This is a genomic window from Nakamurella multipartita DSM 44233, assembly GCF_000024365.1.
Lineage (GTDB): Bacteria > Actinomycetota > Actinomycetes > Mycobacteriales > Nakamurellaceae > Nakamurella > Nakamurella multipartita.
Window position 1 is genome coordinate 2,661,633 of record NC_013235.1, and the last position, 24,394, is coordinate 2,686,026.

The following is a 24,394-nucleotide window of genomic DNA, read 5'->3' on the forward strand; positions in this document are numbered from 1 at the left end:
ACGGGTGGGGGCAGGATGGCCGCGACCGCCGCCACGGCCGGGACCGCCCCGGCGGCCGGCCCGTAGGTTGGGCTGATGGCACGCATCACGGTCCCGCATCGGCGGCGGATCCTGCTCGAACTGGACCTGTCCACCGCCCCCGTCGAGCTCGATCCGGCCGAGCCGCTGGCCCGGCTGCGGCAGCGGGGGCGCCGCGATCTGCGGGCCACCCTGCGCGCGCTGCACGAGGCGGCCGACGACCCCCGGGTCGTCGGCCTGGTCGCCCGGGTCGGCGGGCCGCTGCCCTGGTCGGTCATGCAGGAACTGCGCGCCGGGGTGCGGGCTTTCGCCGCCGGCGGCAAACCGACGCTGGCCTGGGCGCAGACCTTCGCCGAGCAGCCCGGTGCGATGGCCGGCTACGTGCTGGCCACCGCGTTCGATGAGCTGTGGCTGCAACCCGGCGGTGAGGTCGGCCTGCTGGGAGTGGCGCTGGAGACCACCTTCCTGCGCGGATCGCTGGACAAGCTGGGCCTGCAGCCCCAACTGGACCAGCGGCACGAGTACAAGAACGCGGCCGACACGATCATGCGGACCGAGTACACCCGGGCCCACCGGGAGGCGCTGGACCGGGTCGTGGGCTCGGTGTTCGACGACGCCGTCGAGGCCATCGCCCAGGGTCGCCGGCTGGATCCCGCGCAGGTCCGCACGCTCGTCGACGGCGGGCCGACGCTGGCCCCGGCCGCCCGGGACGCCGGCCTGGTCGACCGGCTCGGCTACCGCGACGAGGCGCTGGCGGCGATGCGGGTGCGGGTCGGTGACGAGCCCGAACTGCTCTTCGCCGACCGCTGGCGGCCCCGGCGGCGGCCCCTGCGGATCGTCGGCGGGACCCTGGGCCGGCCGGGTCGCCGTGGTCATGTCGCCCTGGTGACCATCCAGGGCACCATCGATTCCGGACGCTCCCGACGGGGACTGATGGGCCGGACGGCGGGCAGTGACACGGTCGGCGCCGCGCTGCGGGCGGCCGCCGCGGACGAGCGGGCCCGGGCCGTCGTCCTGCGGGTGGATTCCCCAGGCGGCTCCGCGGTGGCCTCCGAGACCATCTGGCGAGAGGTCTGCCTGCTCCAGCGGGCCAAGCCGGTCATCGTCGCCATGGGCGCCGTCGCGGCCTCCGGCGGGTACTACGTGGCCTGCCCGGCCGACCGGATCGTCGCCCTGCCGGCCACCCTGACCGGGTCCATCGGGGTGTTCGGCGGCAAGGTCGTGGTGCAGGAACTGATGACCCGGCTCGGGCTGTCCGCCGGGTCGGTCCAGCGCGGGGCGCACGCGCGGATGTTCTCCTCCCGGCGACCCTTCGACGAGGACGAGAAGACCAACCTGGCCGCCGGTCTGGATGCGATCTACGACGACTTCGTGGGCAAGGTGGCCCAGGGCCGCGGCCGGTCCACCGGCCAGATCGAGGCGGTCGCCCGGGGCCGGGTGTGGACCGGCCGGGACGCGGTTGCGGCCGGCCTGGTCGACGAGCTCGGCGGTCTGCGGGACGCGGTGCGGCTGGCCCGGGCGCGGGGTGGGCTGGCGCCGGACGCGCCGGTGCGACCGGCCATCCGGCTCGGCCCGCTCGCCCGGTTCGGCCGGCCCCGCAACTCGGCCGACCCGCGCGCGTCGACCGGTTCCGGGCTCCCCGGGATCCCCGACCGAACCGCCGATCTGGGTGCCGAATTGGGCGCGCTGCTCGGACTGCCCGCGGCGGCCACGCTGCGGATGCCGCCGCTACGGCTGTGCTGAAGCGGGTACGTCCGGCGACGGGTGGACCAGCGCGACCGTCAACGCCGCCACCTGGTCCGGATCGGTGAGCCGGTCCCCGAACAGTTCGCGCAGCTGCCCGACCCGGTAGCGGACCGTCTGCGGATGGACGTGCAGCGCCTGGGCGATCTCATCGCGCCGACCCTGATACAGCAGCCAGGCCCGCAGGGTCTCCACCAGCCGGTCGATCGATGCCGGCCGCTGGTCGGCCAGCGGGGCCAGCACCCGGCTGCGCAGGTCGGCCAGCGCGTCCGGATCGGCGGTCACCACCAGCGCGGTGAGCTGCTCCTCGGTGTCCACCAGCCCGCCGGCCGGGGTCAGCCCCAGCCGCCGGGCCCGCAGCACCCGTTGGTACGAGAGCTGAGCCAAGGCCCAGGGTTTGGCCGGGCCGAGGCAGGCGCCCAGGCCGCGCAGCACGCCCACGATCGCGGCCCGGCCGGGTCCGTCGGCGTCCGGCACCAGCAACACGGTCAGGTCGGACTGCTCGTCCGGCGGCACCCCCGGCAGCTCGTCCAGGCGCAGCGTCCGGTCGTCCAGGCTGGTCACCGCGCGCGGCGCGTGCCCGGTGGGCAGCAGGACGGCGGCCAGGGTGGCCGGCGGCCGCCAGCCGGCGCGTTCGGCGTGCTCGGTCAGCCGGCCGGCGGGCTCGCCCGCCAGTACCGCGCGGACCAGCAGGTTCAGGTACCGCTCGCGGACCCGCCCGGTGGTGGCCAGCTCGTCGGAGTGTCCGGCCGCGCTGGCCGCCGAGAGCTCGTCGATGTAGGCGAAGACGAGTTCGGCGAAGCGGGCCATGGTCGCCGCCTGCACCCCGGTCTCCACCGCGGTGCGAGAGAACTGGCGCCAGGACTCCCGCGCGCCGATCCGGTAGGCGGCCAGCAGCGCCTCCATCGACCGGCCGGCCCGGGCCTCCCCCCGGCCCAGGGCGTAGGCGCCCTCCAGGGCCGGGGCCAGCGGGCTCTCGGTGGACCGGGCGGCCGAGCGACCCGCCCACTTGAGGAAGCCGCCCAGGGCCAGCTCCACGGCCGAGCGGATGTTCACCCCGATCGGTCCGGACAGCGCGTCGGTGTAGGCCGGGACCTGCACGATGATGGACTGCACGGTCTGCTCGGCGACCTCCGGCAACCGGGAGCGCAGCAGGGACAGGGTCGGCAGGCCCAGATCCAGCTCGGCGGTCGCGATGGTCGCGCTGAGCGCCCCGGGAGGCGTGCTGCTGGTCGTCACTTGTTCGCTCCGAACAATGCAAAGGTCTTTTTTCACTTCACGGACTCATGAAATTAGCCGTCCCTGACAGGCACAGTAGACCCATGACCACAGTGACCGGGGGCGGGAACGGCAGACCCGGGGGAGTGGGCCGGCTGCGCAGCCGGCTGTGGGGCATCGCCGAGGCGATGGCCTCGCCGCGCCGACCCGAGGACTACCTGGACATGTTCCATCCGCTGCGGCGGGGGGCCGACCTGCGCGCCCGGGTGGCCGCGGTGCGCCCCGAATCCGGCTCGGCCGTCACCGTCGTGCTGCGCCCCGGGGCGGCCTGGCGCCCACACGTGCCCGGCCAGTACGTCCGGGTCGGCCTGGACGTGGACGGCATCCGCCGCTGGCGGTCCTACTCGATCACCAGCCCGCCGGTCACCGCCGACGGCACGATCTCCATCACCGCGCGGGCCGTGCCCGGCGGCCTGGTCAGCGCCCACCTGGCCCAGCGGCTGGCCGTCGGCGACGTGGTGCACATCGACCAGGCGTGCGGCGAATTCGTGCTGCCCGATCCGGCGCCGGCCAAGGTGCTGTTCATCACCGGCGGCAGTGGCATCACCCCGGTGATCGGCATGCTCCGGTCCGGGCGGGACCGGCTGCGCGACGTCGTGCTCGTGCATTCCGAAACCCGGGACAGCGACGTCATCTTCGGCGACGAGCTGCGCACCCTGGCCGCGGACGGGCACATCCGGCTGGTCGAGAAGCACACCGAACGGGCCGGCCGGCTGGGCATGGACGAACTGCGCGCCCTGGTGCCGGATCTGACTGAACGAGCTGCCTGGGCCTGTGGGCCTGCCGGACTGCTGGACGAGATCGAGGCCTACTGGGCCGATCTGGGCACCGGCGCGCCCCTGCACACCGAGCGGTTCCGCACTGCCCTGGCCGCCCCCGGGCAGGGCGGCACCGTCGAGTTCACCGGCCTGGGCCGCACCCTGGAGTGTGCCGGCGCGACGTCCATCCTGGACGCCGCCGAGTCGGCCGGGATGCTGATGCCGTCCGGGTGCCGGATGGGCATCTGCTTCTCCTGCGTGCTGCCGCTGCAGGAAGGCGCGGTCCGCGACCTGCGCACCGGCGAGGTGACCAGCGCGGTCCCCGGTGACGGCGTGCTGGTGCAGACCTGCATCTCCGCCGCGGCCGGACCCTGCCGCATCACGCATTGACCGAGCCCTGCCGATCGTTCTGACACCTTCACCGCACCAACCGATATCGCCCTCAAGGAGTACCGCCCCATGACCGTCTTGCAACGCAAGGACGTCAACCCCATCGCCCATCTGACCGCGCAGGACGTCGAGGACATCGGCCGCCGGTTGGAGCAGATCCGGGCCGAGGTCATCGCCACCCGCGGCGAGCGCGACGCCGCGTACATCCGGCGGGTCATCGACGTCCAGCGCAAGTTGGAGCTGGGCAGCCGGATCGTGCTGTTCGCCTCGCTGTTCCCGCCGGCCTGGCTGCTGGGCACGGCCGGGCTGTCGGTGGCCAAGATCCTGGAGAACATGGAGATCGGGCACAACGTCATGCACGGCCAGTGGGACTGGATGCGGGATCCGAAGATCCACTCCACCACCTGGGAATGGGACAACGCCTCCCCGGCCGAGCAGTGGAAGCACGCCCACAACGAACTGCACCACACCTACACCAATGTCGTCGGCCGGGACAACGACCTGGGCTACGGGATCATGCGGGTGGACGAGGACCAGCGCTGGCACCCGATCTACCTGCTGCAGCCGCTGTGGTGCTTCATCAACGCCTGCTTCTTCGAATTCGGCATCGCTGCCTACGATCTCGAGCTGGGCAAGAATCTGAGCTCCAAGAAGCGCCGCTCGGACCCCGAGTTCAAGGCCCGGGCCCGGCAGGTGCTGGGCAAGATCCGCAAGCAGGCGCTCAAGGACTACGTGGTGCACCCGCTGCTGACCGGTCCGGCGTTCCTGACCACGATGGCCGCCACCGCGACCGCGAACCTCGTGCGGAACCTGTGGACCAACTCGGTGATCCTGTGCGGTCACTTCCCCGAGGGCGTCGAGACGTTCGAGAAGCACTCGATCGACGGAGAATCCAAGGCGGAGTGGTACCTGCGGCAGATGCTGGGCTCGGCCAACATCTCCGGCGGCAAGGCCATGCACATCATGACGGGCAACCTGTCGTACCAGATCGAGCACCACCTGTTCCCGGACCTGCCCAGCAACCGCTACCAGGAGATCGCGCCCAAGGTGCGCCAGATCTTCGACGACTACGGGCTGCACTACGTCACCGGCCCGCTGCCCAAGCAGGTCGGATCCGCCTGGGGCAAGGTGCTGCGGCTGTCCCTGCCCAACCGCATGGCGCTGCGGCTCAAGCGACGGCCGGCCCGGGCCGTGGCCGCCGTCTCGGCTCTGCCCGGCCGGGCCGGGTTCGGCCGAACCGAATCGTTGCCGATCCCGGCCTGAGCCCGGGGACCGCTCACGGCCGGTCACCCGGCCGCGAGCAGCTCCCAGACCCGGCGCTGGTCGCCGTCGCCGACGATGATCGGCCGCGGCGACCAGCGCAGCCGCATGCCGGCTTCCAGCGGGGTCTGGTCGGCCTTGCGGTTGTTGCAGGCACGGCACGCGCAGACCAGGTTGTCCCAGTGGTCCGCGCCGCCCCGGGACCGCGGCAGCACGTGGTCCACGGTGTCGCCCGGGCCGCCGCAGTAGGCGCAGCGCCGGCCGTCCCGCAGCTGGATCTGCCGGTTCGAGGGCCGGCGCGATTCGACCGCCCGGAAGGTCACCGACCGGTACTCCCGCAGCCGCACGATGGTCGGCAGCGGGATCGACAGATGTTGCGAGCGAACCACATCGGTCGGGTGTGACTCGATCGGCTCGGCCTCACCGGTGACCACCAGCACCACCGCCCGCTGCCAGTCGATGCGCGAGAGCACCTGGTAGCTGGCGTTGGTCAGCAGGACGTCGGCCACCCTCGGTCCTCCCTCCGGTGTCGGCGCAATGGTGCCTCGACGCCCGGGACGGGCGAGTGCGCGGACCGAGGCTAGTGCGACACCTCCGCGCGGCCCAGTGGTTTTCCCGGGACACCGGCCGGATCGCCGTCAGCCCCCCGCGCCGGCCGCGACCTCGAAGTACAGGTGCCGGTGCAGCCGGCAGCGTTCGTTGAAGGGCGCCCGGCAGGCCGGGCAGGCCAGCACGTTCAGGTAGGTCCGGATCGGCAGCTCGGTCCGGCACACCCCGCACAGGATGGCCGGTTCGTCCCAGCTCGCCGGCGGCCACTGGCGGGCCGGATGGCCGGCGCACTCCTGGTGGCACTGGAAACAGGGGTAGTACGACCCGCAGCACGCGAACTTGATCGCGATGACATCGGTCGGGCCGGCGTAGTGGATGCACCGGGTCTGGTGATCGACCGTCCGGCCGAGCACCGGGATCGTGGGGGACGGGGTCGGATCGGCCGCAGGCACCGGGTGAACCTACCGCTGCTCCTTGCTGCACCACCAGGTCGTCCGGCCCCCGACGACGCCGGACACCATCGCGCCGCCGCAGCGCGGGCAGCGGGCCCCCGACTTCCGGGCGGCGATGACGTCGCCGGTGTGCACGCCGCCCCGGGCGATGGCATCGGTCAGGGCCGATTGCACCGCCCGCCCGAGCCGGTTCAGCTGGGCGGTCGACAGGGTGTCCACCCCGCGGCCCGGGTTGATCTTGGCCCGCCACAGTGCCTCGTCGGCCAGCAGGTTGCCCACCCCGGCCAGCACCGATTGATCCAGCAACCGGGCCTTGACCGGGGCCGTGGACACCCGGCGGCCGGCGGTCATCGCGGTCCGGAATGCCGTCGGCGACAACCCCAGGGCGTCCGGCCCCAGGGCCTGGATGTCCGGATCCAGCCGCACCCGGGACAACCGGCGCGGGTCCAGCAGCCGCATCCGTCCCCCGTCGGCGAAGGTCACCGCGAACCGCTGGTACGCGCCGCGATCCACGAACTGCTCGCGGTCCCGCCGGTAGTCACCGCCGACCAGGTCGGTGCCGCTCGCCTCGGGTGCGCTCGGCCCGGTGACGACCACGATGCCGCTCATGCCCAGGTGGATGCCCAGGTCGGGGTCGCCGGGCGAAGCATCGGGATCGGTGGGGTCGTCGCGGTCGCCGGAGACGGTCAACCACATCGATTTGCCGCGGCGGTGCGCGGCGGTGAAGGTCCGGCCGATCAGGGCCGAGCGCAGCGCCCCCGGCGTCAACGGGCGGGTGACGTAGTCGTCGTGATCGTCCACGTCGGCGATGCGGCGGTGCAGTGCGCCGTCGGCCAGCACCCGGCGCGCGGACTCGACCTCGGGCAGTTCGGGCACGCCCGCACGCTACGCGAGGGCCGGGGGTGCCCACCGGACCTGGGTCATGCTGGAGTGGTGAACTCGACGCCGCTGCCCGCCGTCCGCATCGCCGGTCCCGACGAGGCACGGGTCGTCGCGGCCCTGCTGGTCGAGTTCAACCGGGAGTACGGCACCCCGACTCCGGAGGTGGACGTGCTGACCCGCCGGCTCCGGCGGTTGCTGGCCGACCGGTCGACCTTCGCCCTGCTGGCCGGGCGCCCGGAGATCGGGGTGGCCTTGGTGAGCCTGCGGACGAGTGTCTGGTACGAGGGCCCCGTCGCGACCCTCGACGAGCTGTACGTCGGGCCGCAGCAGCGGAGCCGGGGCCTGGGCGCCCGGTTGCTGGCCGCGGTCGAGGCCGAGGTCCGCCGTCGCGGCGGCGAGGTCGTCGAGATCAACGTCGACGGGGACGGCGGGGGAGCGCCCCGGTTCTACGAACGGCACGGCTACCGCAACACCGAGGTCGGGGACGACACCCCGCTGCTGTACTACTTCCGGGAACTGACCTGACCTGGTCCGACTGCCCCGGGGTGCCGCCGAGCGGAGAATGAACCGATGCGCCCCTTCACCTTCCTGACCGATGCCCGGGCGATCGTGGGCGGAGCGGAACTGGCCGAACAGGCCCGCCGGGCCGAGGGACTGGGCTACCACGCGATGGTCGTGCCCGACCACCTGCTCGGCCAGCTCTCCCCGGTGGTGGCGATGACGGCGATCGCCGCGGCCACCACCACCCTGCGGGTCGGCGCGTTCGTGCTGAACAACGATCTGCGCCACCCGGCGGTACTGGCCCAGGACCTGGCCGCGATCGACGTGCTCTCCGGCGGCCGGCTGGACGTGGCGATCGGCGCCGGCTGGAACAAGCCGGAGTACGACGCCATCGGGCTGCCGTTCGACCCCACCCCGGTCCGTCAGGCCCGGTTGGCCGAGGCGGTCACGGTCATCAAGCAATGCCTGACCGGGCAACCGTTCTCGTTCACCGGCGAGTACTACCGGATCACCGACTACACCGGTGAGGCCGCCGTGCAGCGGCCGTGCCCGCCGGTGATGATCGGCGGTGGCGGCCGGCGCACGCTCGCGTTGGCCGGGCGCGAGGCCGACATCGTGGGGCTGGCCCCGCGGATCACCGCCGCCGGGCTGGACGCGCGATCGCTGACCCTGGAGGCGACCCGGGAGAAGCTGGACTGGGTGGCGCGGGCGGCCGGTGATCGGTACCCGGAGCTGGTCTTCAACGTCTACCCGTCCGGCTGGCCGCCGGTGCTCACCGACGACCTGGACGGCGAGGTGGCCACGGTGATCGCGGCCCTGGAGCAGGCCACCGGTACGCGGCTGACCGCACGTGAGGTGCTCGACTCACCCCACCTGTTCCTGGGATCCGCCGGGCGGTTGGCCGACAAGTTCGAACAGCTGCGGGCCGAGCTGGGGATCACCTCGTTCATGCTCGGCACCCCCGGCGAGCTCGACCCGGTACTGGCCCGGTTGGCCGGGACCTGAGCGCCGAGCCCGGGACGGCGGCCGACCGTCATGCCGGTCGGCGGCCCGCACGATCGGCGCGGGTGATCGGCACTGGCGATCAGCGCCGGACGATGACGCTGGTCCAGTTCGGCCGGCCGCGCAGCTCGACGATCGGGCCGCCCGGCACCGGCGGCGGGCCGGCCTTGTCCTTGAACGTCGACATCGAACCGCCCTGGAACCCGTCCGCCCGCGCCGCGATCGACGAGCCCAGCCGGATCTTCACGGTGCTCCAGGACGCCAGGACCTCGATGATGCAGCCGCCCGCCGGGACCGCGGCCTCCCGCAGATCGAGGTCGGCGTTGCCCATCGAGCCGGTAATGATCAGGTGCGCCGGGACTTCCCACCGGCCGCGACGTTTCACCGTGGTCCAGTCGATGTCCACGGTGTCGGGTCGCGCGGCGACCGCCGGCCCGCCCACCGGCGGCGCGACAAGAGCCGCCGCCGTGGGCAAGTCGATCAGCACGGGTCGCAGGTCGCCCCGGGTGCGCGCGGCATACACGGCGCGGGACCGTTCCTCGAACTCGCCGAGGTCCAGATAGCCGCGGCCGACCGCGTCATGCAGCAACGCGACGGCTTGCTCCCGTTCCCGGTCGCCGATACGCAGGGTGTCCGATGCGGCAGGATCTGTCACCGTTCCGATGCTACCGAGTCAGGCCAAGGCGTCCCGGGCGGTCCGGGTCAGCCGATGACGGCAGCCAGTTGCGGGGTGATGCCCTGCACCGCGATCGGAATGCTCAACGGGCTGGCCGCGCTGAATGCCTGGGACAGCTCGTCGTCGGCGCCCAGGAACACGGTGCGCCCGTCCTTGACCACGGCCAACGAGGCGATCAGCGGGTCGGCCTTGAGCTCGTCCAGGGTGTAGCCGATCGGGAACATCACGGCGACGTCGGCGTCGAAGGCGCTGACCTGCTCGCCGGACACCGGGACGTAGAAGCCCTGCGCAGGCAGCGCCAGCACGGCCGGGTTCGGTGCGAACCCCAAGGCGGCCAGCAGATCCCACCGCGCGTCCCCGGAGATGTAGGCGCCGTAGGCGTCCCCGAACTTGGTCGCCGCCACCGCGGTCCGGCCGGCGAATCCCGGATTGGCCTGCGCGGCCGCGGTGATGGTGTCCTGCACCGTGTCGACCAGCGCCGCGCCGGCCGCGCTCTGGCCGAGTGCGTCGGCCACCAGCTGGGTCTGGGTGGCCCAGGGTGTGCCGAAGGCGGCGGTCCCGGCGGGCGGCGAGACGGTGGGGGCGATGGTCGACAGCCGGTCGTACTGGGCCTGGTCGCCGGCCGATCGGGTGTTCAGGATCAGGTCCGGCTCGAGCACGGAGATCGCTTCGTAGTCCAGGGCGTCGCCGACGTTGGCCAGGATGGTCGGTTCGGCATCGCCGAACAGCTCGCTCGCCCACGGCCCGACGCCCTTGTGCGCCGCGCCGAAACTCTGCCAGTCGTACACGGCCACCGGCTTGACCCCGAGGGCCAACGCGACCTCCGCGTCCGACCAGCCCCAGCGCGACCACGGTCAGCTCGCCGTCCGCTGGGGCCGGGATCTGCACCGGGCCGAACATGGTGTCGACGGTGGCCGGGAGCTCGGCCGCCGCCCCCGGGCCGCTGGCGGCGGCACTGGTCGCCGGGGTGGTGCCGCTCGCGCTCGGAGCGGCCCCGGAACTGGCACCGCTGCAGGCACTCAGGACGAGCGCGGCGGCGGCCGCCGCCACGGCGGTGATCATTCGGGTCGGTCTCATGCGGGTCCTTCCGGTGGGGTGGGCCGAGCGTGGGGGGCGGGGGACGGGGCCGGGGCGTGCGGGACGATCAGCGGCCGGCCGGTCTCCGGGTCGGCGATGACGCGCACGCCCACGCCGAACACCTGCCGGATCAGCTCGGCGGTGACGACGTCGGCGGGGTGGCCGCGGGCGACGAGCCGGCCGTCCTGCATCACGATCAGGTGGGTGGCGTAACGGGCGGCCTGGTTCAGGTCGTGCAGCACGGCCACCAGGGTCCGGCCGGCCCGCTGCAGGCTCGTGCACAGGTCCAGCACGTCGATCTGGTGCGAGATGTCCAGGTAGGTCGTCGGTTCGTCGAGCAACAGCAGCGGGGTCTGCTGGGCCAGGGCCATCGCGATCCACACCCGTTGCCGCTGCCCGCCGGAGAGTTCGTCGACGACGCGGGTGGTCAGCTCGGTCAGCCGGGTCAGGGCCAGCGCGTCCTGCACGGCCTTCTCGTCCGCCTCGCTCCACCGCTTGAGGGCGCTCTGGTGGGGGTGCCGGCCGCGGCTGACCAGGTCGATCACGGTGATGCCCTCGGGAGCGGTCGAGGTCTGCGGCAGCAGTCCGATCTGCCGGGCCAGCAGCTTGGCCCGGGTGTGGGCTATGTCGGCTCCGTCGAGCAGGACGGCGCCACCGGCCGGCTTGATCAGCCGGGCCAGCGATCGCAGCAGGGTCGACTTGCCACACCCGTTCGGGCCGATGATCACGGTGAAACTGCCGTCGGGCACTGGAATGTCCAGATCGGTGATGATCGGGCGGCCGCCGTAACCGGTGGTCAGGCCGCGCGCCTGCAACCGAACCGCCCGCTCCGGGGTGGGGTCGGGGTTGGTCGTCATCCGCGGGCCCGCCGTCCGGATCGGCCCAGCAGCCAGACCAGGTACGCCCCACCCAGGCACAAGGTGACCACGCCGACCGGGAGCTGCGCCGGCGCAATGATCGTCCGGGCGATCAGGTCGCTGCTCACCAGCAGCAGCGCGCCGACCGCCGCCGCGGGAACGATGCGGATGCCCGGGGTACCGGTGATCCGCATGGCCAGCTGCGGGGCGGCCAGGGCGACGAAGGCGATCGGTCCGGCTGCGGCCGTCACCAGCGCGACCAGCAACACGCCCGAGCCCAGCAGGATCAACCGGACCGGTTCCGCGCGGACGCCCACCCCGCGGCCAGCGTCGTCGCCCATTTCGAGCATCCGCATGTCGGCGGCGAACCACAGCACGATCGGGAGCGCGACCAGCAGTCCGATGGCCACCGGGACGGTGTGCCACCAGCCGATGTCGGCCAGCGATCCGGCCCCCCAACTGGCGGCCGAGATCGCCTGCTCCAGGCGCATCGTCGTCAGCAGCCAGGTGTTGAACGCGCTCAGGAACATGCTCAGCGCGATCCCGACGATCAGGATCCGGGACGCCGCGATGCCCTGCTTGACGGCGAGCAGGTAGACGGCCAGTCCGGTCAGCAGCGCCCCCGCCAGCGCCCCGAGCGAGGTGCCCATCGTGCTGCCGGCGGCCACCAGGCCGGCCAGCAGGGCGCCGGTGGAAGCGCCGGCACTGAACCCGATGAGGTCCGGGCTGCCCAACGGGTTGCGGGTCACCGACTGGAAGACCGCCCCGCTCACCGTCAGCGCCGCGCCGCCCAGCAGAGCCAGGACCACCCGAGGCAGTCGCCACTCGACCACGATCCGGGTCTGGCCCGCGGGTGCACTGCCGCCCAGGGCCGACATCACCTCGGGCACACCGATTCCGGCGCTGCCGACGGTCAGCGACCACACCCCGACGACCAGCGCCAGCAACAGTACGACGACGGTGACGGTGGCCGCGCGGACGCCGACCCGCAGGCTCCAGGGGCCGACCCGGACCGGGGCGATCGCCGCCGGCCACCGCGGCGCAGGAACGTCGAGGCCGCTCACAGCCCGCGGACCCCCTTGCGCCGGGTCAGGGCGATGAGCACGGGCGCCCCGAGGAACGCTGTGACGACGCCGACCGGCAGTTCGGCGGAGACCACGACCCGGCCGAGGATGTCCGCGGTGAGCAGGAGCACGGGGGCGGCCAGCAGGCTCAGCGGGATGATCCAGCGCTGGTCGGGACCCACGATGGCGCGCAGCACATGCGGCACCATCAGCCCGACGAACGCGATCGGCCCGGCCGCGGCGGTGGCCGCGCCGCAGAGCAGGGTGACGGCGAGGACTCCGGCCAGCTTGGTGGTCCCCGGACGGGACCCCAGGGACACGGCCAGGTCCTCACCCAGCGACAGCGCATTCAGGGCCCGGGGCAGCAGCAGCGCGATGATCGTGCCCAGCACGATGAACGGCAGGACGGCCCAGAGCGTGTCGAACTGACGTCCCTGCAACGACCCGGCGCTCCAGAATCGCACCCGATCGAAGACCTCGGGTTTGACCAGGGTGACGGCGAAGCTGATCCCGGTCAGCACCGCGCCGAGGGCGACACCGGTGAGTACGAGTCTGGTCGGGGTCCCGCCGGCCGGCCCGGTGGTGCCGACGCCGTAGACGATCACCGCCGCCACCAGGGCGCCGATCATCGCGAAGCCGACGAGGACGGTCGTCATCGAGGATCCGAGGATGGCGGCGGCCCCGACCACCGCGGCATAGGCGCCGGCGTTGACGCCGAGGATGCCCGGGTCGGCCAGCGGGTTGCGGGTGAGCGGTTGGATGATCGCGCCGGCGAGGCCGAGTGCAATGCCGACCACGATGGCCAGCAGGGTGCGAGGAATCCGGAACTGCCGCACGATCAAATCGGTGGAGCGGCCGGAATCCTGCTGCAGTGCGGCCCACACATCGGCGACCGGAATATCGCCCGACCCGATGAAGACGCTGGCCACCGTGAGCAGGGCCAGCAGGCCCACCCCGACCGCAACGGTGAGCACCCCGCGCCCACCGCCGATCCCGGTACCAGCCACGGCAGGCGTCGAGACGAGGGGACCGGCTGCCATTAGGTGAGCCTAACAACAATAGGTGCCTTCTCGTGACCATCTAGCCGTGACCCAAAAAGACCGGCCAATCAGCACTTATCGGTCGCCTGGCGCTTGCGACCAGGCTGGCACTCTGGCTAGGCTTGCCTTGGTTGGCAGGAGAACGTCCGTCCGGCTGGCCCTGGTGATGTCCCGCGGCGGGGACCGAGCACTGCTCCCAGGCCAGCCGGCGGGCGGACGGCCGATCCTCGTCCGGCCACCGTGAGCCCACCGCCGGTCCACCGCCCGATCGGTCGGCCGGGAATCGGCTGGCATCCCTGCGGCGTACAGTGGGGGTCAACCTGGGAGAATATTGTGTCGGTCGAAATCATGAGTCGCAGGATCAGTTTCATTGAGCGCACCTGGCAGGAAGCCGAGGTCGGGACGCGCAAGGGTTACGTCGACGAACTGGGCGTGATTTCCTCGGGCTTGGGCCGGATCACCGGAGCCGAGGCCGAGCGGGCCGAATGGTTGACCCGCCGAGCGGACCGGGTCGTTCGCAAGATGCAGGAGATCGACGTCGCGCGCGGTTCGGCCGGCCAGCGCCCTGCGCGCTGAGCCGCCGGTCGGCTCGTTCCGGAGGTCGCGTGGGACGCACCGATGAGGCCGCCCTGCTGGTTCACGCTCCGGCGGCCCGGGTGTGGGCGGCCTGCACCGATCCCCGCCAACTCGAGCTCTGGCTGCCTCCGGCGGCCATGACCGCGACCGTCGAGCATTTCGACGCCCGGCCCGGCGGCACCTATCGCATGGTGCTGACCTATCCGCCGGATGCGGCGGGAGCGGGCAAGTCGTCCGCCGCGACCGACGTCGTCGAGGGCCGTTTCCTGGACCTCGTCCCATCGCACCGGCTGGTGCAGGCGGTGGACTTCGAGTCCGCCGATCCGGATTTCGCCGGGACGATGGTGATGACCTGGGAGTTGATCCCGCGTGGCGAGGCCACCCTGGTCGTTTTCCGGGCGCAGGACGTCCCGCCGGGCATCGCCGCCGTCGATCATGCCCAGGGCCTGACCGAATCGCTGGTCGGTCTGGCCCGCCACCTGAGCGACAATGACGGCAAACCGGACGATCGCCCCGTTCATTGAGGGCCGGACGGCACCGTCGCGGGAATGGCATTGATTGGCCCGGACGGCATTGTCCGGCCGGTGCCGCCGCATTACGTTCCGACAAGGTTGTCGGTGATTCCCGGTCGTTGTTGGGCAGCACGACGCGACCATGGACTTGGCGCGCTGATGACGGCCGTTACCGTACGATCTACGTCATGGCTACGCAGACTGTGACGACTTTGGTCGACGATATTGATGGCACCACCGAAGACGTGGTGACCTGTGCTTTCGGTTTGGGTGACTCGCACTTCGAGATCGACCTGAATGCCGCGCACCGCGAGGAACTGGAGAGTGTGCTGGCCAAGTTCGTCGCAGCTGCGCGCCAGGTCCGGGGTGAGAAGTCCGCGCGCCAGCCCCGTCAGGCCAAGACCGAGCGCACGGACCGCGAACAGACCCACGCAATCCGCCAATGGGCGCGCGAGAACGGCTTCGAGGTTTCCGAGCGGGGTCGTATCTCCAAGACGCTCATCGAGGCGTTCGAAGCGGCCCACTGATTGCCGTGTGACGTCCGCGACGTCGAAACCCGAGCACCCCATTCATTCCGCTTCGCGGAATGGGCCGGGTGCTCGGGTTTTCTGTGCGCGGATTCACCGGACGTCGCCCGTTTCGCCGTGAACCACCGCCGGTCCCGGGGTGGCGGGCCGGCCTGGCAGACTGCCGGGCATGCCTGAAGGTCATGTGACCCACCGATTGGCGATCGGGTTCACCGAACGGCTCGCCGGCGCGCCGGTCCGATCGACCAGCCCGCAGGGTCGCTTTGCCGAGGAGGCCGGCGAGGTCGATGGGCACCTGCTGGACGCCGCCGAGGCCTACGGCAAGAACCTATTCGTGCATTTCGGCGATCGGGCGGTGCACGTGCACCTCGGCCTGGCCGGCAAGCTGGCCTTCGTCGGCGACGACGGGGGTGGTGCGGCCCGCCCGATCACCGGAGCGATCCGGTGGCGGGTGGAGAACGAGCGGGGTTACGCCGATCTGCGGGGGCCGCAGGCCTGCAAGCTCGTCGACGACGCCGGCATCCGGTCCATCACCGACCCGCTGGGGCCCGACCCGTTGCGCGAGGACGCCGACCCCGAGGTCGGGTGGGCTCGCGTCCGCCGGTCGGCGACGCCGATCGGGCTGTTGTTGATGGACCAGCGGATCAGTGCCGGGGTGGGCAACATCTTTCGCGCCGAGGTGCTCTACCGGCATCGGATCGACCCGATGATGCAGGGCCGGCTGCTACGCCGCAAGGAATGGGACGCGATCTGGACCGACCTGGTCGGGCTGATGCATGACGCGGTCCGGAAGGGCCGGATCGACACGGTCCGCCCCGAGCACGACCCGGTGGCGATGGGCCGGGCACCCCGGGTGGACCGGCACGGGGGCGAGGTCTACGTCTACCGGCGGGCCGATCAGGCCTGCCTGGTCTGCGCCACCCCGGTGCGCACCACGACGTTGGGTGGCCGGAACCTGTTCTGGTGCCCGAGCTGCCAACGGACGAGCCGGCGCCGGGTGCCGGCCGCCCGCGGCTGAGCCGCCCGGCACCCCGGACCGGTTCGGGGTGCCGCTCAGCGGTCGACCAGATCGCCGGTGTCCGGCACCAGCAGATCGGCCCGGGTCGGCATGGACTCCCAGTCCCCGGCCCCCAGGCAGGCATAGGCGCCGACCTGGGTGCCGGTGCGCAGCCGGACCGGCACCGGTGCGCCGGCCAGCAGTTCGCACAGGTAGCCGGCGACGAATCCGTCGCCGGCCCCGACGGTGTCGACCGGGTCGATGGCGACCGCGGCCCGACGGTGCACGCCGCCCGCGGTGCGGGCCAGCGCCCCTCGCTCGCCGAGCTTGATGACCGCCTCGGTCGGACCGAGCCCGCCGAGCGCGGCGGCCAGCTCGGCCGGGTCCTCGATGTCGGGAAACAGGATCCGGGCCTCGTCGTCACCGGCGAAGACGACGTCGGTCAGCGGCAGCATCCGCCGGTAGGTCTCGGCGGCCTGCGCCCGGTCCCACAGCCTGGCCCGGTGGTTGAGGTCGAACGAGACCAGGGCGCCGGCCCGCCGCGCACGGCGGGCGATGTCGAACACGGCGGACCGGGCGCCGGCCGAGATCGCGGTGGTGATCCCGGTCAGGTGCACCACCGCGGCCTGCGCCAGCTGCTCGGCGGTGACGTCGGCGCCGGCCAGCCGGGTGGCCGCACTGGTCGACCGGTAGTAGCGGACCCGGCTGCGGCCCATCGGCCGCCGCTCCTTGACCATCAGGCCGGTCGGGTCGGCGTCGCTGCGCTCGGCCCGGACGGCGACCCCTTCGGCGCGCAGCTCCCGCGCGATCAGGTCGCCGAACGGGTCATGGCCCAACCGGCTCACCCAGGTGACCGGCACCCCCAGGCGGCTCAGCGCGATCGCGACGTTCGACTCGGCACCACCGAAGCCGACGCGGGTCCGCTGCTCGTGCAGGGGGCCGTCGGTGACGACCAGGCCGAGGCTTTCGCCGGCGGTCAGCACCCCGCCCCGGGCGGTCCCGGCCCCGGTCACGACCGGGCCTTGCGGACGGCGTCGACCGCGTCGCGGCAACGACGGGCCAGGTCGGTCAGGCTGCCGCCGCGCAGGGCGTCGCCGATCAGCGAGGAGCCCATGCTCACGGCCACCGCACCGGCGCCGATCCACTCGGGAATCTCGGGGACACCGAAGCCGCCGGACGGCAGGATCGGGATCTGCGGGAAAGGACCACGCAGGTGCCCCAGGTAGGCCGGTCCCACGGTCGAGGCCGGGAACAGCTTGACGGCGGTGGCGCCGGCCCGCCACCCGGCGAGCACCTCGGTGGGGGTCAGCGCCCCCGGGTAGACGGCAATGCCCGCCTCGACCGCGATTCGGATGACCTCGGGATCGGTGGTGGGGGTCACGACGAACTCCCCGCCGACCTCGACCACCCGACGGGCGGTGTCGGCGTCGGTGACGGTGCCCACGCCCACCGCGGCGCCACTGCCCGAGATCCGGGCGCGCAGGACCTCGACCGCGTCCAGCGTGCCGGGCGTACTCATGGTCACTTCGATGGCGTGCACGCCGTTCTCGGCGAGCACCTCGACCACCGGGGGATAGCGGTCGGCGTGCGCCGCACGCAGCACGGCGACGACACCGGACGCGCTGACGGCAGGGGGTAGGTCCAGACGGGTGGGCATCAGGGTGTCCTCTGGGTGGGGGTGGTGGGATCGGCCGGCCGGGCGGTCGCCTCGGGCCGGTCAGATGATGGCGAACAGCGTTCCGGCGACGGCGAAGCTGACGACCGAGAGCACCGTCTCGAGCACGGTCCAGGTCTGCAGGGTCTGCTTGACCGTCATGTTGAAGTACTTCGCGATGATCCAGAAGCCGCCGTCGTTCACGTGGCTGCAGATGATCGAGCCGGCCGCGATGGCCATCGCGATCAGGGCGAGCTGGATCTGCGAGTAGCCGGCGGTGGCGACCAGCGGTCCGACGATGCCGCCGGTGGTGACGATGGCCACCGTGGCCGACCCCTGGGCGATCCGCAGGCCGCAGCTGATCACGTAGGCCAGCACGATCACCGGAAGGCCCCAGGCGGACAGGGTCTCGGCCAGCGCGCTACCGATGCCGGTCGCGGAGATCACCTTGCCGAAGAAGGCGCCGGCGCCGACCACCAGCAGGATCATGCCGATCGGCTTGAGCGACTCACCGGTCAGCTTGCCCAGCGCGGCCACCGACATGCCACGGCGCACGCCCAGGAAGTAGAACGAGAGCAGCACGGCGATGAGCAGGGCCACAGCCGGGTTGCCGAAGAAGGTCAGCCAGGGCAGCAGGCCGCTCTCGGCCGGCAGCAACATGGTGCCGAACGTCGCGCCCAGGATCAGCACCAGCGGCGCGGCGATGACGAACGCGACCAGCGGCATCTTCGGAGCGTCGACGCCCAGCTCGACCGCCGGCTTGGTCACCGTCCGGGCCGGAGCACCGCCGCCGCTCGGCGCCGGGCCCGAACCGGAGCCACCGGCCGAGCCGGTCGGGTCGGTCGAGTCGGTCGGGGCGGCGGAATCGTCGGCCCGCCCGTGTTCGGTCTCGCCGACGATGAAGTCGGAGGGCACCTCGACCATGACGCGCTTGCCGATCCAGGTGCCCCAGACCAGGCCGGCGGCCACGAACCCGGGCAGACCACAGACCAGGCCCATCATGATCAGGTAGCCCAGGTCCACGCCGAGCAGGCCGGCCAGGGCGACCGGGCCGGGGTGCGGCGGCAGGAACGCGTGCGTCATGGACAGACCGGCCAGCATCGGCAACGCGTAGAGCACCAGCGAACGGCGGGCGCGCAGGGCGGTGACGTACACCAGCGGCGCCAGGACGAAGATGCCGATGTCGAAAGAAGACCGGGATGCCGACGATCAGGCCGAGCAGGCCCATGGCGATCGGTGCCCGTTTCTCGCCGAACAGCCGCATCAGCACGTTGGTGAGCGTGTCGGCGCCCCCGGAGCGTTCCAGGATCGCGCCGAGCACGGTGCCCAGGCCGATGATCCCCGCGATGTGCCCGAGGATGCCGCCGAAGCCGGTCTCCAGCAGGGAATCCCCGGACTTGAGGGCGGTGCCGACCAGCTCGGTGACGGACAATCCGGCAGCCAGGCCCAGGCCCAGGCCGACCAGGACCAGGGCGATGAACGGTTCGAGTTTGACCTTGATGATCAGGAAGAGCAGGACGGCCACGGCGATGGCGCAGAGGGTCAGCAGGCCACCGGTGGTGTCCTGGAACCAGGAGACGACGGTCATTGTCGGTCCAATCGAATGAGTGGGTGGGTGGGCGACCGGGGCGGGTCAGGCGACGGAGTGGTGGTGCGTGCGGCGCAGGGCATGGCCGGCTCGCTGGCCGGTCGGCTGGCCGTGGTCGACGGCGAGGACGCCGTTGACCAGGACGTAGGGAATCCCAGTGGCCCGCTGCCGGGGATCGGTGAAGGTCGCCGTGTCGGCGACGGTGGCCGGGTCGAACAGCACCAGGTCGGCGGCGTAGCCCTCGCGGACGAACCCGCGGTCGGCCAGCCGCAGCCGGCTGGCCGGACGGCCGGTCAGGTGGGCGACGCAGTCCTCCAGGCCGAGCAGGCCGAGCTCGCGGCTGTACCGGGCCAGGTACCGCGGAAAGGTGCCCCACGCCCGCGGGTGGGGCCGGTCGCCGACGAGAATCCCGTCGCTGCCGCCCATGTGGGTCCGGTGCTGCATGATCGCCCGCACGTTGTCCTCGTGCCCGACGTGCTGCAGGATGGTGGTGGCCAGCTGGTCCTCGCGCAGCAGGTCGAAGAAGACCTCGGTGCCTGAACGACCCTGCCGCGCCGCGATTTCGGCGACGGTCGACCCGACCGTGCCGGCCAGTTCCGGGTTTCCGACGCCGCTGATCTGGATCGTGTCCCAGTCCACGGTGACGCCGTGACAGCCGTCGGAGCCCTTCTCCTCGACGTCGATCCGGATCCGCTCCCGGTCGTCCGGGTCCGCCAACCGGGCCAGCAGAGCGTCGGGACCGCCGGCAGCGGCCCAGCTGGGCAGCAGTGCGGACAGCGTGGTGCAGCCCGGCAGGTACGGGTAGGTGTCCAGGCTGATGTCGCAGCCGTCGGCCAACGCGGCGTCCACCAGGGTCAGGAATTCCCCGGCCCGGCCGGCGTTCTCGGCGAAGTTCATGGTGGCGTGGGTCAGGTGCACCGGGCATCCGGTCGACCGGGCCAAGTCGAGCATCTCGGTGTAGGCGGCCAGCGCGCCGGCGCCGTAGGACCGGGTGTGCGGGCAGTAGTACCCGCCGTGCGCGGCGACCACCTCACACAGCGCGGCCAGCTCGCCGGTGTCGGCGTACATGCCCGGGGTGTAGGTCAACCCGCTGGACAGGCCGCCGCTCCCGCGCGCAGGCTCTCGGCGAGAATCTCTTGCATGGTGGTGATCTCGCCGGCGGTGGCCGGCCGGTCGTCCGGGCCGACGACGAGCAGCCGCAGGGTGCCCTGCGGGACCAGGTAGGCGGCATTGGTCGCGATGCCCTCGTCGAGCCGGTCGAGGAACTGCGCGACCGTGCGCCAGCTGAAGTCGAAATCGGGCGGATTGCCGTTCCAGCCGGCGATCTGCCGGCGGACCTGGGCCAGCACGGTGTCGTCCACCGGCGCGTAGGACAGGCCGTCCTGGCCGAGCACCTCGGTGGTCACACCCTGGCTGATCTTGGCGATGTGGTCGGGGTTGAGCAGGATCTGCAGGTCGGAGTGGGCGTGCATGTCGATGAAGCCGGGCGCGACGACCAGGCCGGCGGCGTCGATCGTTCGCGCGGTCGCCGGATCGGTGATCAGGTCGGCGCAGTCACCGATCCGGGTGATCCGCGAGCCGCTGATCGCGACGTCGGCGCGGTAGCCCGGTTCGCCGGTGCCGTCGACGACGGTGCCGCCGGCCAGGACCAGATCGGCTTGGCGCGTGGGGGTGGTCATGGTGTCCTTCAGGTCGGGGCGGGCAGGCGCGAACCCGGGTCAGCAGCGGGTCAGAAGTAGGTGGGGACCAGGTCGAGGACGGCCGGGTCGGTCACGGTGTGGTCGTCGATCAACGGGATCAACCGCCACTTGTCGAAGGCGGTGCACGGATGGGACAGGCCCAACCGGAGCACGGTGCCGACGGTCAGCTCCCCGGCGGCCGCCGGCGGGAAGCGCAGGAAACCGTGCTGATCGTTGAGCGCGGTGACCTTGGCGCCGTCCAGCGCGCGGGCGCTGTCCCGGTCGGATCGACCGCGGATCAGCTGGGCCGTGGGCAGGCCCTCGTCGAACGGCAGGTCGCGCTTGCCGGCGTCGAACAGGGCCAGGCCGGGCTCCGGGGTGGACACGATGGTCACCCAGGCGCGCATGGCCGATTCCAGGTGCTCGGGTTCGTCCGATGCGGCGCCGTCCAACGGGGAGATCGAGCGGTAGAAGCCGTCGTCGTGGATCGGGTAGGCGCCGGACCGCAGCACCACCCGGGTGGCGATGCCGCGGGCCCCGTCGACGTCGACCAGCGCACCGAGCTCGTCGGCGACCAGGTCGAAGTACGCGCTGCCGCCGGCGGTGACGACGGCGAGGTCGGTCCCGTAGAGACCGTCACGATCCAGCCGGGCATGCAGCTGGGCCAGGTCCCGCAGGTAGCCCCGGACGGCGGCCAGCCCGGAGGCGGACCGGTCGTGGGCCAGCGCTCCCTCGTACCCGCCCGCCCCGACCAGCCGCAACTCCGGGGCGGCGGACACCGCGCGGGCGATGGCGATGGCCTCATCGACGGTGCGGGCGCCGGTGCGGCCGCCCGCGCCGCCGAGTTCCACGATGACCTCGAGCGGCCGGACCGCGCCGCGGGCGGCCAGCGCCTGCCGCAGGATGCGGACCGCATCCAGGCCGTCGACCCAGCTGCGGAATTCGAACGCCGGGTCGCCGTCGAGCTCCGCCGAGATCCAGTCGATGCCACCGGGGGAGACCAGGGTGTTGGCCAGCATGATCTTCTCGACCCCGAACGAGCGGGCCAGCTGAGCCTGCCAGGGCGTGGCCAGGGTGAGGGCGGCGGCGCCGTGGTCGAACAGCCGGGCCCACAACGCCGGCGCCATGGTGGTCTTGCCGTGCGGCGCGAGATCCAGCTGCCGCTCGGCCGTCCAGCGCGCCATGAGGGCCAGATTCCTTTCCAGGACGCCGTTGTCGATCGTGAGCAGGGGAGTGCCGAACTCGCTCAACCGGGGCGCACCGGCCACCGCCGGCCCGACCGCGCGGCCCCACAGGGCCGGCGGGATCGACTTGTGCTGGGGCCGAGCACCAGATCTGGGGTGGCCGAGCGAGGGGCAGGCATTCGATTCTCCAATGCGGGTCGGGTCCGGCGGAGCCAGGGCAGGTCAGGCGGCGGCGAGAATCGCGTCGATCTCGATCTCGAAGCCGGGCAGGTCCACCGGGATGGTGGTGCGCACCGGGGGCCGGTCCCCCATGTACTTGCCGAACAGGTCGTTCATCGCCGGGAAGTTCGCCATGTCCCGCAGGTAGACGGTGACCTTCAGGGCGTTGGCCAGGTCGGTCCCGGCCGCGACCGCCAGGGCCTGCAGGTTGTCGAAGGCGCGCCGGGCCTGCTCGTCGAAGTCGCCGTCGACGAGGTCGCCGGAGCCGGGCCGGTGCGGGGTGGAACCGGCCAGATAGACCAGGCCGTCGTGAATCACGATCTGGGAGTACGGCCCGCCGGGAGGCGAGGACAGCTCGGTGGACAGGCAGGTCTTGGACATCGATCGAACCAATCTTCTCGAGGAGGGAGCAAGGTGCTGCCTCGGATCAACGGGCGTCGACAGGCGTTTCGGGGACCGGGCGGACCGCGGTGCCTGAACAGACTGTCAACCGCTGAACAAAGAGTAAGGCAGAGGCGGACCATCTGTCCATACCCAAGACAAATTGTTAAGGTGGGTCGGGTGGCCGGCAGGGGCCGGCGAACGAGGAGCGACGAATGAGCCAGCAGAGCACGGCCGGACCGGGCGGCACCGTGGAGACGATCGAGGAGCTGCAGGCCCTGCTCGCTCCGGTGATGAAGGCCATCGCCACCGCCGTCGGCCCGCACTGCGAGGTCGTGCTGCACGACCTGTCCAGCCGGCACGTCGACCTGCGGCACACCATTCGGGCCATCGAGAACCCCCAGGTGACGGGCCGATCGGTCGGTGGCCCGTCCACCAACCTGGGCCTGCAGGTGCTGCGCGACGAGGCCGCCGAGCACAACGCCTTCGGGTACCGCGGGCAGACCGAGGACGGGCGCCAGCTGCACTCCTCGTCGGTGTACTACCGCAACGCGGCCGGCCACATCATCGGCGCGCTGTGCGTCAACGTCGACCTCACGCCGCTGCAGCACGCACAGGCGCTGATCGGATCGCTGCTGCCCGCGACCGGGTCCGACACCCGGGCCAAGGAGACCCACGCCCCCGACATCGCGACCGTCCTGGACACGCTGTTCGAATCCGCGGTCGACGCCGTGGGCAAGCCCGTGTCGATGATGGACCGGTCCGATCGCATGGACGTGCTGGCCACGCTCGACCAGCAGGGAGCGTTCGAGATCCGCCGCTCGGTCGAACTCGTCTCCCGCCGCCTGGGCATCTCGAAGGTGACCGCCTACGCCTATCTCGACGAGCTGCGCAAGGCGGCCTCCTGACGATCCGGGGTCCGCAGGCCCTACCGTCGTCAGGCAGGATCATCGCTCGTGAGTGAGCAGCGGATTCAGGTGTGGTCGGACGGAGCCTGCCGGGGCAACCCCGGGCCGGGCGGCTGGGGTGCGTTGATCCGGGTGCCCGGACAGCCGGACGTGGAACTGTCCGGCGGCGAGCCGGCCACCACCAACAACCGGATGGAGTTGCGTGCGGTGGTCGAGGCGCTGCGCAGCCTGCCGGCCGGCAGCCAGCTCACCGTGCACGCCGATTCCACCTACGTGCTCAACGGCATCACCAAATGGCTGGCCGGCTGGCGCCGCAACGGCTGGCTGACCGGCAGCAAGCAGCCGGTCAAGAACGTCGACCTGTGGCAGGACCTGGACGAGCAGGCGAATCGGCACACGGTCGACTGGCAATGGGTCAAGGGTCACGCCGGGGATCCCGGCAACGAGCGGGCGGACGCGCTGGCCAACGAGGGGGTGCCGGGCGGCATGGGGGCGGGCCCGGCCGGGGACGGGCGCCCCGGCCGCAGCCGGCGCGCGCCGGCCCGCAGCCAGAGTGCGCCCGCCGACAGCCCGGGCGTGACCGCCGGCGGCCAGGGTGCGCCGGCCGGCGGTGCGAAGAAGG

General features: G+C 72.1%; 24 protein-coding genes and 3 pseudogenes. 11 read left to right on the forward strand and 16 right to left on the reverse strand.

All coding sequences use genetic code 11. The annotated features are described in order from the left end of the window. The first annotated feature begins 75 nt into the window (after positions 1-75). Positions 76-1,761 carry a signal peptide peptidase SppA gene (sppA, locus tag NAMU_RS11990; protein ID WP_015747673.1) on the forward strand — a complete coding sequence of 562 codons (1,686 nt, stop codon included), beginning with the start codon at positions 76-78 and terminating at the stop codon, positions 1,759-1,761. Here sppA and NAMU_RS11995 read toward each other — a convergent pair. Next, entirely contained in the window at positions 1,747-3,000 is a 1,254-nt protein-coding gene (locus tag NAMU_RS11995; protein ID WP_015747674.1) for a PucR family transcriptional regulator, read from the reverse strand. The genes sppA and NAMU_RS11995 overlap by 15 nt on opposite strands. 83 nt (positions 3,001-3,083) lie before the next feature. On the opposite strand from NAMU_RS11995, the gene NAMU_RS12000 reads away from it, so the two are divergent. Together NAMU_RS12000 and NAMU_RS12005 are read left to right on the forward strand one after the other, a co-directional pair. Then, positions 3,084-4,187, forward strand: a complete 1,104-nt coding sequence (locus NAMU_RS12000; RefSeq protein WP_015747675.1) for a ferredoxin reductase — start codon at positions 3,084-3,086, stop codon at positions 4,185-4,187. Positions 4,188-4,256: 69 nt separating this feature from the next. Continuing rightward, positions 4,257-5,450 (forward strand): fatty acid desaturase family protein, encoded by a 1,194-nt coding sequence (locus NAMU_RS12005; RefSeq protein WP_015747676.1) that lies wholly within the window; start codon positions 4,257-4,259, stop codon positions 5,448-5,450. Between the two features lie 23 nt (positions 5,451-5,473). Here the strand turns inward: NAMU_RS12005 and NAMU_RS12010 are convergent, their stop codons facing one another. From NAMU_RS12010 to NAMU_RS12020, 3 genes are all read right to left on the reverse strand, one after another. Continuing rightward, positions 5,474-5,956, reverse strand: a complete 483-nt coding sequence (locus NAMU_RS12010) for an HNH endonuclease (protein ID WP_015747677.1) — start codon at positions 5,954-5,956, stop codon at positions 5,474-5,476. Positions 5,957-6,085: 129 nt separating this feature from the next. Next, entirely contained in the window at positions 6,086-6,448 is a 363-nt protein-coding gene (locus NAMU_RS12015; RefSeq protein WP_015747678.1) for a CHY zinc finger protein, read from the reverse strand. Positions 6,449-6,457: 9 nt separating this feature from the next. Continuing rightward, the gene (locus NAMU_RS12020; protein ID WP_015747679.1) at positions 6,458-7,324 is read right to left on the reverse strand and encodes an Fpg/Nei family DNA glycosylase; all 867 of its coding nucleotides are present in this window, start codon (positions 7,322-7,324) and stop codon (positions 6,458-6,460) included. A 57-nt stretch (positions 7,325-7,381) separates the two neighbouring features. Here NAMU_RS12020 and NAMU_RS12025 point away from each other — a divergent pair, with 57 nt between their 5' ends. Together NAMU_RS12025 and NAMU_RS12030 are read left to right on the forward strand one after the other, a co-directional pair. Continuing rightward, positions 7,382-7,855, forward strand: coding sequence for a GNAT family N-acetyltransferase (locus tag NAMU_RS12025; RefSeq protein ID WP_217180822.1), 474 nt, complete (start codon positions 7,382-7,384; stop codon positions 7,853-7,855). A gap of 45 nt (positions 7,856-7,900) precedes the next feature. Next, positions 7,901-8,836, forward strand: coding sequence for a TIGR03621 family F420-dependent LLM class oxidoreductase (locus NAMU_RS12030; protein WP_015747681.1), 936 nt, complete (start codon positions 7,901-7,903; stop codon positions 8,834-8,836). Positions 8,837-8,915: 79 nt separating this feature from the next. On the opposite strand, the gene NAMU_RS12035 is transcribed toward NAMU_RS12030, so the two are convergent. The 5 genes from NAMU_RS12035 to NAMU_RS12055 all read right to left on the reverse strand — a co-directional run bounded on the left by NAMU_RS12035 (position 8,916) and on the right by NAMU_RS12055 (position 13,547). Next, positions 8,916-9,488, reverse strand: coding sequence for a DUF1707 SHOCT-like domain-containing protein (locus NAMU_RS12035; RefSeq protein ID WP_015747682.1), 573 nt, complete (start codon positions 9,486-9,488; stop codon positions 8,916-8,918). Between the two features lie 47 nt (positions 9,489-9,535). Beyond that, entirely contained in the window at positions 9,536-10,324 is a 789-nt protein-coding gene (locus NAMU_RS12040; RefSeq protein ID WP_052307914.1) for an ABC transporter substrate-binding protein, read from the reverse strand. A 258-nt stretch (positions 10,325-10,582) separates the two neighbouring features. After that, a complete protein-coding gene (locus NAMU_RS12045; RefSeq protein WP_015747683.1) occupies positions 10,583-11,443 on the reverse strand; it encodes an ABC transporter ATP-binding protein in 861 nt (286 codons plus the stop codon). After that, complete coding sequence (locus NAMU_RS12050; RefSeq protein WP_015747684.1) at positions 11,440-12,507, reverse strand: FecCD family ABC transporter permease; 1,068 nt, start codon at positions 12,505-12,507, stop codon at positions 11,440-11,442. The genes NAMU_RS12045 and NAMU_RS12050 overlap by 4 nt, the downstream gene beginning before the upstream one ends. Continuing rightward, complete coding sequence (locus NAMU_RS12055) at positions 12,504-13,547, reverse strand: iron chelate uptake ABC transporter family permease subunit (protein WP_015747685.1); 1,044 nt, start codon at positions 13,545-13,547, stop codon at positions 12,504-12,506. The genes NAMU_RS12050 and NAMU_RS12055 overlap by 4 nt, the downstream gene beginning before the upstream one ends. A gap of 333 nt (positions 13,548-13,880) precedes the next feature. Between NAMU_RS12055 and NAMU_RS12060 the strand changes: the two genes are divergently transcribed. The 4 genes from NAMU_RS12060 (at position 13,881) to NAMU_RS12075 (ending at position 16,180) form a co-directional block, all read left to right on the forward strand. After that, entirely contained in the window at positions 13,881-14,123 is a 243-nt protein-coding gene (locus tag NAMU_RS12060; RefSeq protein ID WP_015747686.1) for a hypothetical protein, read from the forward strand. A 29-nt stretch (positions 14,124-14,152) separates the two neighbouring features. Then, positions 14,153-14,647, forward strand: a complete 495-nt coding sequence (locus tag NAMU_RS12065) for an SRPBCC domain-containing protein (RefSeq protein ID WP_015747687.1) — start codon at positions 14,153-14,155, stop codon at positions 14,645-14,647. Between the two features lie 176 nt (positions 14,648-14,823). Next, complete coding sequence (locus NAMU_RS12070; RefSeq protein ID WP_015747688.1) at positions 14,824-15,162, forward strand: histone-like nucleoid-structuring protein Lsr2; 339 nt, start codon at positions 14,824-14,826, stop codon at positions 15,160-15,162. Positions 15,163-15,331: 169 nt separating this feature from the next. Further along, on the forward strand, positions 15,332-16,180 hold the full coding sequence (locus NAMU_RS12075; protein ID WP_015747689.1) for an Fpg/Nei family DNA glycosylase: 849 nt from the start codon (positions 15,332-15,334) through the stop codon (positions 16,178-16,180). A gap of 35 nt (positions 16,181-16,215) precedes the next feature. Here NAMU_RS12075 and NAMU_RS12080 read toward each other — a convergent pair whose 3' ends face one another. From NAMU_RS12080 to NAMU_RS12105, 7 genes and pseudogenes are all read right to left on the reverse strand, one after another. Then, positions 16,216-17,172 (reverse strand): sugar kinase, encoded by a 957-nt coding sequence (locus NAMU_RS12080; RefSeq protein WP_015747690.1) that lies wholly within the window; start codon positions 17,170-17,172, stop codon positions 16,216-16,218. Next, on the reverse strand, positions 17,169-17,816 hold the full coding sequence (locus tag NAMU_RS12085; protein ID WP_015747691.1) for a bifunctional 4-hydroxy-2-oxoglutarate aldolase/2-dehydro-3-deoxy-phosphogluconate aldolase: 648 nt from the start codon (positions 17,814-17,816) through the stop codon (positions 17,169-17,171). The genes NAMU_RS12080 and NAMU_RS12085 overlap by 4 nt, the downstream gene beginning before the upstream one ends. Positions 17,817-17,876: 60 nt before the next feature. Further along, on the reverse strand, positions 17,877-18,968 hold the full coding sequence (locus tag NAMU_RS30435; protein WP_217180823.1) for a GntP family permease: 1,092 nt from the start codon (positions 18,966-18,968) through the stop codon (positions 17,877-17,879). A 91-nt stretch (positions 18,969-19,059) separates the two neighbouring features. Continuing rightward, positions 19,060-19,401, reverse strand: a pseudogene (locus tag NAMU_RS31605) (GntT/GntP/DsdX family permease); the annotation flags it as partial. A gap of 45 nt (positions 19,402-19,446) precedes the next feature. Further along, positions 19,447-21,080, reverse strand: a pseudogene (locus NAMU_RS31750) (N-acyl-D-amino-acid deacylase family protein). 50 nt (positions 21,081-21,130) lie between these two features. Next, the gene (locus NAMU_RS12100) at positions 21,131-22,330 is read right to left on the reverse strand and encodes a type III PLP-dependent enzyme domain-containing protein (protein ID WP_245544885.1); all 1,200 of its coding nucleotides are present in this window, start codon (positions 22,328-22,330) and stop codon (positions 21,131-21,133) included. 156 nt (positions 22,331-22,486) lie between these two features. After that, a complete protein-coding gene (locus NAMU_RS12105) occupies positions 22,487-22,864 on the reverse strand; it encodes a RidA family protein (protein WP_015747693.1) in 378 nt (125 codons plus the stop codon). Between the two features lie 215 nt (positions 22,865-23,079). Here NAMU_RS12105 and NAMU_RS12110 point away from each other — a divergent pair, with 215 nt between their 5' ends. Continuing rightward, positions 23,080-23,772, forward strand: a complete 693-nt coding sequence (locus NAMU_RS12110) for a helix-turn-helix transcriptional regulator (protein ID WP_015747694.1) — start codon at positions 23,080-23,082, stop codon at positions 23,770-23,772. 48 nt (positions 23,773-23,820) lie between these two features. Next, positions 23,821-24,264: pseudogene (gene rnhA, locus NAMU_RS31755) on the forward strand (ribonuclease HI); the annotation flags it as partial. Positions 24,265-24,394 lie beyond the last annotated feature (130 nt).